The organism is Dyadobacter psychrotolerans (assembly GCF_004349265.1).
GTDB lineage: Bacteria > Bacteroidota > Bacteroidia > Cytophagales > Spirosomataceae > Dyadobacter > Dyadobacter psychrotolerans.
Genome location: NZ_SMFL01000013.1, coordinates 131,254 through 143,549, shown reverse-complemented (window position 1 = coordinate 143,549; position 12,296 = coordinate 131,254). Strand labels below are relative to the sequence as shown.

Genomic DNA, 12,296 nt, shown 5'->3' with positions numbered 1-12,296 from the left:
ATCAAATGATACATAAATTAACTATCAGAATAACCCTGCTGCTTTCTTTTATGCTGACGTGTTCCATTGGCATAAAACTCAGCGCACAGGATGTGTCGGTCTCCGTAAGCGGAATCGTCACCGATGAATTTGGAAGACCAGTTCCGGGAGTAATCGTAAATTCAGAAAACGGAAAAAACGGAAGTTCCTCGAATGCACAGGGTGAGTACACTGTTGTTGTCGACGACCAAAGCCGGTTTCTTGTTTTTTCAGGAAGAGGATTTGCCCGTCAAACGGCTTCTATCGAAGAAAAACAGGAACTGGATATCAAACTTAAATTTGATCCCCATGCAAAAGATGAAGTGATCCAACTGGGATACACAACGCAATTGCGTAATGAGATCTCCGGCTCTGTTTCGACGGTAACGGGTGAAGAGCTTGAAAGAGCCCCGGTCGCTAACTTTACCCAAACATTTGCAGGTCGTCTGGCAGGATTGACCACAATAGAAGCATCATCGGAATTATCCCGGGCAACTACGAATCTATACATCCGCGGGCTTTCAGCAGCCAGAGCAAATGGTCCTTTGGTGATTATTGACGGGATCATTTGTGCCTACAACAGCAACCAGACGCTGGATTATATCACGGCCAATGAAATTGAATCGGTGACAATCCTTAAAGACGCTTCTACACAGGCGCTGTACGGTATTCAGGGAGCAAACGGTTTGATGGTAATCAAAACCAGAAGAGGTAAAAAAGGCCCGCTGCAGATCAAAGCACGGTTCGATCAGTCCTTGCAGGAAGTTACAACCAGACCAACTTATTACAACTCCGGGGATTATGCTGAGATGAGAAATCAGGCCGCAATGAATGACGGACAGGCAGCCAATTATCTATTTAGCGCCCAGCAGATTGCCGGCTACCGTTCTGGTGAGAATAAGGAGTTATATCCGGACAATAACTGGTACGACCAGTATATGAGACCTTTTGCAATGATGCAGCGTGCCGGAATAAACGTAACCGGTGGGAGTGATAAGGTTCAGTTTTTCTCTAATATTAACTTCATGCACCAGGGCGGACAATTTAAAACCGACCAGCCAAAGTATTCCACAAATGCCAATAATATCTGGGTGAATTACCGCTCAAATGTGGATATGAACCTGAACAAATACCTTAAAGCATTTATCCGGTTAAGTGGGAATGTAAAACGTGAGCGTACGCCGGGGGCTGGTAACGCGAGCATTTACAGCAGTTTATTTCAACTTCCGCCCACGATGTACGGACCACTAACGCCCGAAGTACTTGGCTCAGGCGGAGAAGTTTTAGATCCGGGTGGAAAGGTGATCACAACAGAGCGTGTAGGATCTCCAACCTTCGGTATGCTCAACCGCTCGGGATACTATCGCCATACCGTTACCAACATTACCTCACAATTTGGCCTTGACCTGGACATGGGTTTTCTCACAAAAGGTTTGAATCTGACAGGTATTATGGCTTACCAGACCAACGCGGTGGGTAGTTTGGGCACAACTCAAAATTACGAACGCTGGGTACGTACCAACAATGCAAATGCACTTGCATTTACCAAAAAAGGTTCTGAAACCAATACGCCGCTCGCTTATGGCAAAAGTCACTCTTACTATTATCACCTGACTTATAACATCGCTGCGAATTACAAGCGTGATTTCGGCCGGCACAGTGTAGGCGGAATGGCTTACATGTTTTACCAAAACCTTACAAAAGCAGATAACGGCTCTCCGGGTTTGCTTCCTTACAACCGCGTAAGTTCTGGTGTTGAAGTAAGTTATGGGTTTGATAACAAGTATTTTGTCAAGGCTGATGTAGGTTATTCAGGATCTGAACAGTATGCACGTGGCAGCCGCTATATTGCCACGCCTGCAATTTCTGCTGCCTGGGTCGTGTCTAACGAACCATTCCTGGCTAATTCGTCGGTCATAAGTAATCTGAAACTTAGAGCATCTTATGGTCAGACTGCCAATGACCAGAGCGGACTCGCACGTTTTGCATATCTGGACAATGTAACGGTTAGCGGCGGAGGCCCTATTGCTTACCTTCAATACAATATAAATGAAAACCAAAGGGGAAATCCTTACATCCAGGCGGAAGTTTCAACAAAGCAGAACGCGGGTATTGATTTAGGGTTATTTAAATCTCTTTCGCTTTCTGTTGATGTGTTTAAGGAAAAAATGGACAACATGGTCGTAAGTGCTTTTTCAACCATTCCTTTATATCAGGGTGTTCCTTTGAACTTCTATCCGCAAACAAATTCGGGTATTTTTGAAAACAAAGGCTTTGAAATCGGTCTTAATTTCAATAAAGCGGTTACCCGTGACCTGTCGTTTTTTGCCGGTGGAATGATCAGTTATGCAAAAAACACAGTTGTCAGTGTCAACGAAGCCTTAAAAACCGAAGATTATCCTTTCAGAAAATGGCAGGAAGGGTATTCTTACCAACAGCAGTTTGGTTATCTGGTTGATTACAGCAACGGTAACGGATTTTATAATACACAGGCTGAGATTACCAGCAGTAATCTGGCTTACGGATTTGGAAAAGCCCGTTTGGGTGATTTGAAATACCGGGATCTTAACAGTGATGGTAAAATAGATGAACGTGATAAAGCACCGGTAGGTACAGGTTCCATGCCACGGCTTGTTTATTCGCTGACAGGAGGTGTTACCTACAAATCTTTTGACCTGAACTTCCTCTTCCAGGGACTGGGCAAATATGAAACACTGATTAACGGACAGGGTATTTTTGAAACGGATTTCGACGGTGTTTTCGGGGCGCTGCATAGCCAGGCCTGGACAAAAGAACGTTACGAAAGTGGTGCACCAATCACTTCTCCTGCGCTCTCACTTGCAAAATCTGTCAATCATGAAGGCAGTGATTACTATTTGTACAACAGATCTTACTTGCGCCTAAAAAACCTGGAACTGGGTTATACCTTGCCTGCGGGGCTTTCAAAGGCAATTTCTACGGAAAAAATAAGATTTCTGCTAAGCGGCCAGAACCTGATTACCTGGGACAAAATGAAGTCAAACGATTTCGGACCCGAGGGTGGTGGATATTCAGCTTTCCCGGTGTACAGGGTTTACAATGTGGGTGTAAATGTGATCTTCTAACGGAGAAATTTTGCTAATCTGAAATATTATTTAGTATGAAAAAATATAAAAGTGTTTTTCTCGCCGCCATCGTTTCAGGCTTGCTGTTCTCCTGTAACGAGCAACTCGATTTGCCAAGCGACGGACGGATTACAATGGAGCAGGTATTCAGTGATTATAACCGGACCCGTGGATATTTAAATTCCTGTTACGGATTTAGCCCGGCTCCTTACATGGACCGTTCTTCTTATACCGATGAAGCCCAGGATGCAGATGATATCACACCCGGCTCAAATTATATTGTTTGGTACGGGGGTAACATCACTTCCCTGACTTACGCAGCTTATTCAGTTGACAAAAGTCCATGGGGAAGTCTTTACACCGGAATCAGGAAGTGTAATACTTTTATTGAAGGTATTAAAACTGCAACTGTTTACGCGACCGAAGGGGAAAAAGCGGCCTGGACTGCCCAGGCTCACACCTTACGTGCACTTTATTATCTGCAGCTGATCAAACGTTACGGCGGTGTGCCGATTTTTGATAAACCCTTGGAAATCAATCACGATTTTTCAAAGGATGTTCGGGCCAAATTTTCGGATGTGGTAAAATTCATTCTCGCTGACTGCGATAAAGCACTGTCTTTTCCTGCAAGCAGAGATGGTTTACCCTGGGAGATCTACGACAACCAGTATGGCATAATGACCCGTGCTATTGTATATGCGATCAAATCCGAGGCAGTTACTTATGCTGCCAGCCCGCTATGGTCTGACGGAACATACACCTGGGCCGATGCAACAACTATAAATGGCGAAGCGCTTTCTCAATGTCTGACAAACGGATACCGCCTTTTTAACGATAAACCAGCTGCCGATATAGCTCAGAATGCGTACGCTTTGTATTTCTTTACTTCATCGAACGATCAGCGTGCAGTTGATAAAGAGACTATTTATCAGTCAGGGACCAAGATGCAGGTTTGGCGTTATGCAGGTATGCCTACCAACCCGGGTATGGACAGAACAGGTCCCTGCCCGACGCAGGACCTGGTGGACAGCTACGAAATGGCAAACGGAGAAGCGCCGATCACAGGATATTCTGATGCTTCCAAACTTGTGCCGACCATCAACAGTGCTTCCGGTTATGATGAGGCAAATCCTTATGTTGGCCGCGATCCGCGCTTTTATGCTTCTATTTATTATAACGGTGCGGTCAGAAATCTGGATCAGCCTGCCGGCAAAAAGGTGGAAACTTTTGTAGGCGGTACCGAAGAGATTTCGGATATCAACAGGAAAAATACAAGAACGGGTTATTACCTGCGCAAGTTTAACAACTACAAATCAGGACAAAATAATGATGCGGACGGAGCCGTTCGTTTGTTCCGCCTCGCGGAACTTTATCTAAACTTTGCTGAATCTGCATATCAGTCTGCCGGTCCCGATGTTGCAGTGAAAACCGGAGCAACTACAATGACAGCCAGAGAAGCGGTTAACGCTGTACGTGCAAGAGCGGGTATGCCGGGCTTCGCCGTGGGTTTGACCAAAGATGCCTTTGAGAAAAAGTACCGAAACGAACGCCGTATTGAGCTGGCTTTTGAAGAACACCGTTTCTTTGACGTTCGCCGCTGGAAAATCCTTAGCCAGACAGACAAGTTTGTAACAGGCATGCGTATCACCAAAACCGGAACAGCGCTTAGCTACAAACGCTTCAAATTTCCGGACAGAAATGCATGGTCGGATAAGTATCTGATGTATCCGATCGATCAGACCGAAGTCGATAAAGTAATCGGTCTTTCAGGTGCAAACTGGCAGAATCCGGGATGGCTTGATTAAAATAGTCTTTAAAAAGTACTCATATTCCTAAATCTTCATGCGCTTTCAGAACCTGTTTCTGGAAGCGCAACCTTATTCCTGTGTTTACCCCTAATCCTTAAATCATGCTCAAAACCATCATTCGATTTGGTGTTGTCATTTTAATGCTCGGTTTACATGTTCCTGAACTGTTTGGTCAGCCCCTGGCAGGAACCGATGACCTGGGCCGAACCATTCCGCAAAACGACGTTGTCGGTGATCCGAAAGCAAACCGGCAGATTGCCATGTTTTATTTTTTATGGCATGATGTTGCACCTGCCAGGGCCTGGGACCTTAACGAAATTGTTTCGAAACATCCCGAAGTGCTTGAAGATTTTGACAATCCTAATTGGGGAGGAGGTGCTTTAAATGCAGGTATGTACTACTGGGGACAACCGATTTATGGCTATTACAAAGCGGACGAATACTGGGTACATCTTCGGAGCATTCAACTGCTTACCGACGCAGGTGTAGATCTGCTTGTAATCGATGCGACCAACCGGCTGACTTATCCAAAACAGGCTGACGTGCTAATGAAAGCGATGGAAGCTGTTCGTGCTCAGGGAAAAAATCCGCCTAAAATTGTTTTTTATACCAATACAGCTTCCGGCGAAACCATGCAGGAAGCTTATGATAACTTTTACAAAACCGGCGCACTGTACCGCCATCCCGAATGCTGGTATTATCTGGATGGAAAACCGCTGATCCTGGGGATTTCAGCAGAATCGAAAGGCAAACCCTATGAATCCTTTTTTACTTACCGTGAATCGCAGTGGCCAACCGAACGCCAGAAGGTAAATGGCTGGCCATGGATTGAATTTAAAAGACCGCAGCAGGTTTATACCAATCTGCGCGGAGAAACAGAAATTGTAAATGTATCGGTTGCCCAGCATCCGAACCCTTCTGCCGGAATGGGCGGATCAGCATTTTACGGAAACCTGGATAACTGGGGAAGAAGCTATCGGAACGGCTCACGGGGAAATCCGGAAACAGATATCGTACACGGCTACAACGTACAGGAACAGTGGGATTTTGCCATAAAACAAAACACGCCTTTTATTTATGTGACCGGCTGGAACGAATGGATCGCAGGTAAATTTAAAAGCCATGATAAAAACCCTGAACACTCCTGGTTCTGCGATCAGGCCAGTCCGGAATACAGCCGGGATATCGAGCCCTCGCTGACGGCCAACCTGAAAGATCATTATTATATGCAGCTGGTAAGTAACATCAGAAAATATAAGGGTATCGAATTGAATCCTAAGTTAAGTGCTGCCAAAACGATCAGCGATTTTATAGGCTGGGCTGATGTACTTCCGGTATATCAGGATTACACGGGCGACACGCAGGAAAGAAATCATCCTGGAGCTCAAACAGATCCTGTTACAGTTTATACTAACAAAACAGGAAGAAATGATTTTGATAAAATGAAAGTGGCCAGGGATAAAAACAACGTTTATTTCTACGCTAAAACGATTACGGTAATCACACCAAACTCCGGTGAAAAATGGATGCGCCTGTATATCGATGCCGATAAAAATCCCAAAACTGGCTGGAAGGGTTATGATTTCCGGGTTGCAGGCGGTAAAACCTTGCAGAAATATGACGGGAAGTTGTGGAAGGATGTACAAACGGTGAAGCACAAGGTGGCGGGTAATGAAATGATGATCACGGTGCCTAAAAAGAGCATTTTCAAATCATCAGGTGATTTGAGTTTTGAATTTAAATGGTCGGATAATATGCAGAACGATGCAGATCCGCTGGACTGGTATGTTAACGGAGATGCCGCTCCCGGCGGACGATTTAATTTTATTGTCAGTCAATAGGCTTTTGATTATCAGCAGACAGTTACTGCTTCATTTAAAATTTTATTAATGAAAAATTCCTTTTTGTCTCTCATTTTCTTTCTCACGGTGTCCATTGCGAATGCGCAGGAGAACCCGGTGAGGCTGGTTAATGACAAGAAAAATGATCTTGAAATCACCGAGCCCAGTCCCGGAACCTATCAGATTGCAGCTACCGGACCGGATCCTTATCTTTTTACAGAACCATTGAAAACCGATCTTGACGCAGGAAATACGGTATTGACCTTCGAATACTTCGCACCAAGAGCGCTTCATGTTTTTCAAATCTTCTTCGCTCCGCCGATAGAAGAAAGCAAGAGCATCAAAACCGAGCTTGGAGTAAGAGAGGGCTGGACCAGTTTCTCGATTGATTTGAAACAGGACATGGGTAAGTGGGGTAAAAAAGGAGATTTCCTAAGACTCGATTTTGGGACGTCACGCAGGTATCAAATTCAGATGCGAAATATCCGTTTTCGCAAACCAAATGCGCAGGAGATAGAAAGAGCAGCAAATCTTGAGCAAAAAAAGAAAAGTGAGCTGGATTTTAAAATAAAGCTCAAAAGCTATCTGACAACCCAATTTCCCTCCTCAATCAGTAATGTCTCAGTTGATGAGAAGAATATTGAAATTAAAGGAGTTGTCGCCGAGGCTGGGAAAAATCTGTTTTTGGCCGAGGTTCCTATTTATCAGGATATTGTTTTAATAAAAACTTTTGAAAGGATATATCCGGTTACTGCAGGGAAGAAAGATTTTAAAATCATTGTTCCACGCTACGTAACCGTTGCGGATCATCAGTCTGACAGGTTACTTTCCAAGTGGGTTGTGGTTGAAAAAATGGGTAATGACTTTAAGCTGCAATCTGCGGCCAGATATGCTGATGATATTAAATCGTTGAATAATCTGCCGGACGAAAAACCAACCGGCAAAAAGGGTCTTGGCGGTTTTGCGGCTAATCAATTTATGGAAGATCTTGATTCACTTAATATTACCAGTGCAACAGTAAACATGTGGATCACTCAGATGATGCGCTCAAAGGCTTCGGAAAGCACCATTGCGTTTGAATATAGTGGTAAAACTTATTACGCTGACAAACGCTGGGTTGAAGCGAATGACAAAACCCTGCAGGAAACTGCAAAAAGAAACATCGTCGTTTCTTCTATCATACTGATCGACAAGGCGATAAACTGTCCCGATAAAGAAATCGGTGAAATCTTCCAGCATCCGGATTGCGATCCTTCCGGGATTTACAGCATGGCCAACATGACTTCCGAAAAAGGCGCGGAGTATTATGCAGCGGCCATTGATTTCATTGCTAAAAGGTATAGTCGCCTTGATAAAAAATATGGCAGAGTACAAAGCTGGATTATTCATAATGAAGTGGATGCAGGTTGGGTTTGGACCAACATGGGTGAAAAGGATACGCTGCTTTTTATGGATACTTATCACAAATCCATGCGGCTCGTTCAGAACATTGCGCGCAAATACAATCCGCATGCAAAAGCATTTATTACACTAACCCATTTCTGGAACTGGACGGAGGACAAACATTTTTATCTGTCCCGCGATCTGCTGAATATCCTTTTAAAATATTCGGCTGTTGAAGGAGATTTTGACTGGGGGATTGCCCACCATCCTTATCCTGAATCGCTGTTTGAACCAAAAAGCTGGCTGGACGAAAAAGCGGATTTTACATTTGATACGCCTTTAATCACCTTCAAAAACATAGAAGTTTTGAATGCCTGGGTCAAACGCCCGGAAGCGATGTACAAAGGCAAATTCAAACGAACGGTTTACTTGTCCGAACAAGGTCCGAACTCAAAAGATTACACGCCTCAAAACCTGAACGAACAGGCTGCAAGTATTGCCTATTTGTGGAAAAAGATGCAGGTACTCGACGGGATCGATGCCTATCAGTTTCATAACTGGGTAGATAATCGGGGTGAAGGCGGACTTAGAATAGGGCTGCGCCGGTTTCCCGACGATGCGCAGGATCCCGGAGGCAAAAAACCGATCTGGTATGTTTACCGCGATTTAGATACACCTAATGAGGATAAGGCAACGGAGTTTGCAAAAAAGATCATTGGTATAAATAACTGGAGTGAAGTGCGTTACAACAAACCGATCCGGTAGCAACCAAACCAGTTACTATGAGAAAAATGCTGTTACTCGGAGCACTCGGGCTGCTTCTGAACTGTAAGAATAAGGAGCCGGCAAAGAAAGTTGGTGAGGTAGAAAAAGGATATTCTGCCGTCCCGGTGGCAGAGGTTGGTTGGGATATTTACGTGGCCGGCGTATACCGTTACGGCCCCTCGCTCATGACGAATAAAGATGGCTCCATCGACGCCTGGTTTGCTGCGGAGGGAGACTATTATGGAGAGAAAATAGAAAATTTTATAAAAGATGACAATCACCTGCCGGTCAGTTTGGCTTCCGGCAACACGGCAGCTCAACGGTTTTCCATTTCCCAACCATTTTACTCGCTCCGGGTTTCATGTCCAAACTGGGGTGAAATCAATAGTAATCTGACACTCAGTCTCTATAAATGGAAAACCGATTATAATACAACGATTGCATCGATGCCGGTTGACTCGAAAAAATACGTTGGTTTTAAAGATAATCAGGCTCTTGAGATAACCAATGTTTCTAAAATTCCTGCCGGTGAATATCTGTGGGTTTTAAGCGAACCTGAGGGAACAACCGGCGTTTGGAAAAAAAGCAAACCGATAACCAATGTGACCAATTATTTCAACGGGCAGGTTGTGGATGGAAGTTACGAAGCATGGTGCGTTTTGGAAAAAACTTCTGAGGCACTTTACTGGGACCAGGCGGCTTACCGGCGGACATCCGATGGAGGTAAAACCTGGACCGCCGACAAAATGGTATTGAAACCCACCGAAGGAAGCAGGGATGGGCTTTCGGTTTGTGATCCGGGTACTGTCAAATCCGGAGACTATTATTACCTGGGTTATACATCGACAGAAGATGTTCGCGGACTTTTTAACCACGTTTATGTTTGCCGTTCTAAATCCCCCTCGGGCCCGTGGGAAAAGTGGAATGGGGCAGGCTGGGGTGGACACCCTCAGCCAATAGTCACATTTAATGGCGATGTCGATTCCTGGGGAGCAGGGGAACCTTCAATGGTAATTATGGATGAAAAAATATTTGTCTACTATTCCTGGAACGACGAAGGGCAGGATTTGACAACAACCCGTGTTGCTACCGCCGATATCAAAAATGAAAACTGGCCTGCAGAACTGACTTTCCACGGGACTGCGATTAACAAAAGTGCACTTACCGCTTCCGATCATTGTGATGTGAAATACCGCGATGATCTCAAAAAATTCCAGGCAATTCATACCGCATCACGACTTACTGCGAATAGTTACATTGTTCTCTGGGAATCGGCCGATGGTATCCTTTTCAGCAAAACGGGCGAGCTGCGTACCAATCTTAAACCCTTTCTGCATAACTGCGGGTGGAGCGGTGATGAACGCGGGCATATAAATCCTGCCGTTCAGCAATACCTGTCTTATTCTTACGGGGAAGGCTGGGCAAAATGGAATACAGCCTGGCATCCGCTAACATTTTAGATTATCTATTAGCCTTGAAAATTTTCTGATTACTATTTCTTAAACCTATCTGATCATGAATCTTAAAACTGTACTGACCTCGATATTTTCAATTTTTACCACAGTTCTAGTCGCTCAGCCTGTTTTGCAAAACGCCGGCTACGGACTTCCGGCTACGGATGCAGTGGGCAGAAAGTTACCAGAACACAGCGATGTAGGCAGTGTTAAAAAAGATAAATTCGTGGGACTGTTTTACTGGACCTGGCATACGCAGCCGGGTGTGAAAAGTCCTCCATACAACGTTACCGAATATCTTTCCCGCGATCCAAAAGCAAAGGAAGATTATAAAAATCCGATCTGGCCAAAGGGTAATAGTCCCTGGTTTTGGGCAGAACCGCTGTTTGGATATTACCTGGATACCGATGAGTGGGTTTTACGCAAACATGCTGAGATGCTTGCGGATGCGGCAGTGGACGTGATCGTTTTTGATTGTACCAATGGCAACATTACCTGGAAAGAATCGTACATGAAACTATGTGAGGTTTTTACAAAAGCCAGAAAAGACGGAGTAAAAACGCCGCAGATCGCCTTTATGCTGCCTTTTTGGGTAGGTGATGGCGGCAAGGAAATCTTAAGAGAAATTTATACAGATCTGTACAAAGCCGGAAAGTACCAGGATTTGTGGTTTATGTGGAAGGGTAAACCGCTCGTGATGGGTTCACCGGATTTTTCGGAAGATATTAAAGGACGTACGAATGATCCGGCGATGAAAAAGGAAATGAGAGAGTTTTTTTCCTTCCGTACAGGCCAGCCAGTATATAACAAAGGACCCGAAAAAGCAGATCATTGGGGTTGGCTGGAAATCTTTCCGCAGCATGGTTTTTACAAGAAACCGGACGGTGGCTTTGAGCAGGCAACGGTGGGTGTTGCACAGAACTGGAGCAAAGAGCGCGGCCTGACAGCCATGAATGCACCGGGAGCCTTTGGCAGAAGTTATACACACGCCCGCGGGCAGATTACCGAACCCGATGCTGTAAATTATGGCTACAACTTTCAGGAGCAGTGGGACAAGGCTTTGGAAATCAATCCTGAGTTTATATTTATTACAGGCTGGAATGAATGGATTGCAGGACGTTACGATGTGTGGCAAAAACAAACCAATGCTTTTCCCGATGAATTTAACCAGGAGGGCAGCCGGGATGTGGAACCCATGAAAGGTGGTCACGGAGATAATTATTATTACCAGATGATGTCCAATATCAGACGTTTTAAAGGCATGCCGACACCCGAATATTTTTCTTCACCAACAACCGTTGCCATCGATGGTAAGTTTACCGAATGGGCAAAGGTAAACCCTGTCTTCCGGTCATACAAAGGAAACACAATCCATAGGAACAGCCCTGGGTGGGGAAGTCTGCAGTATGTGAATAATACGGGCAGGAACGACATTGTGCTTTCGAAAGTAACCCGTGACAATAGTTTTATTTATTTCTATGTAGAAACTGCTGCTCCGATCAGCCCGAAAACGGATGCGAACTGGATGCGGCTCTTTATCAATACAGACCGGGACAAAAATACAGGCTGGGAAGGATACGACGTCGTGATCAACCGTATTAATCCGGGGACAAAAGCCATTCTTGAAAAAACGGCTGCTGCCTGGGATTGGAAAAAGGCGGGTGAAGTGGACTACGCCGTGAATGGTAACAAACTAGAAATTAAAGTGCCGAAGGCTTTATTAGGCGTAAGTGGAAAACTGGATTTCGAATTTAAATGGAGTGATAATATGCAGCAGCAGGGTGATATTATGGATTTTTGGATCAATGGAGATGTCGCGCCGGCAGGAAGACTTAACTACCGGTATTCAGAACCCTGATTAGTAGAAATAGCAGGTTCCGTAGTTTGTTTTAAAAATGATTTTTATAATAAAATTCTGAATTA

The 12,296-nt window shown here is 44.7% G+C and carries 6 protein-coding genes; all 6 read left to right on the top strand.

Translation table 11 applies throughout. The annotated features are described in order from the left end of the window. Positions 1-5: 5 nt before the first annotated feature. Entirely contained in the window at positions 6-3,122 is a 3,117-nt protein-coding gene (locus tag E0F88_RS26735) for a SusC/RagA family TonB-linked outer membrane protein (protein WP_131961355.1), read from the top strand. A 35-nt stretch (positions 3,123-3,157) separates the two neighbouring features. Next, entirely contained in the window at positions 3,158-4,927 is a 1,770-nt protein-coding gene (locus E0F88_RS26730) for a RagB/SusD family nutrient uptake outer membrane protein (protein WP_131961354.1), read from the top strand. A 104-nt stretch (positions 4,928-5,031) separates the two neighbouring features. Beyond that, entirely contained in the window at positions 5,032-6,771 is a 1,740-nt protein-coding gene (locus E0F88_RS26725) for a hypothetical protein (protein WP_131961353.1), read from the top strand. A gap of 48 nt (positions 6,772-6,819) precedes the next feature. Next, entirely contained in the window at positions 6,820-8,919 is a 2,100-nt protein-coding gene (locus E0F88_RS26720) for a DUF5722 domain-containing protein (protein WP_131961352.1), read from the top strand. 17 nt (positions 8,920-8,936) lie between these two features. Further along, positions 8,937-10,379 carry a glycoside hydrolase family protein gene (locus E0F88_RS26715; RefSeq protein WP_131961351.1) on the top strand — a complete coding sequence of 481 codons (1,443 nt, stop codon included), beginning with the start codon at positions 8,937-8,939 and terminating at the stop codon, positions 10,377-10,379. A gap of 55 nt (positions 10,380-10,434) precedes the next feature. Beyond that, entirely contained in the window at positions 10,435-12,231 is a 1,797-nt protein-coding gene (locus E0F88_RS26710) for a glycoside hydrolase family 71/99 protein (RefSeq protein WP_220466384.1), read from the top strand. The last annotated feature ends 65 nt before the right edge of the window (positions 12,232-12,296 follow it).

Bases quoted from the DNA above. Each gene is read 5' to 3' on its own strand.
- E0F88_RS26735 (WP_131961355.1), top strand. From the start codon at position 6: ATGATACATAAATTAACTATCAGAATAACCCTGCTGCTTTCTTTTATG.
- E0F88_RS26730 (WP_131961354.1), top strand. From the start codon at position 3,158: ATGAAAAAATATAAAAGTGTTTTTCTCGCCGCCATCGTTTCAGGCTTG.
- E0F88_RS26725 (WP_131961353.1), top strand. From the start codon at position 5,032: ATGCTCAAAACCATCATTCGATTTGGTGTTGTCATTTTAATGCTCGGT.
- E0F88_RS26720 (WP_131961352.1), top strand. From the start codon at position 6,820: ATGAAAAATTCCTTTTTGTCTCTCATTTTCTTTCTCACGGTGTCCATT.
- E0F88_RS26715 (WP_131961351.1), top strand. From the start codon at position 8,937: ATGAGAAAAATGCTGTTACTCGGAGCACTCGGGCTGCTTCTGAACTGT.
- E0F88_RS26710 (WP_220466384.1), top strand. From the start codon at position 10,435: ATGAATCTTAAAACTGTACTGACCTCGATATTTTCAATTTTTACCACA.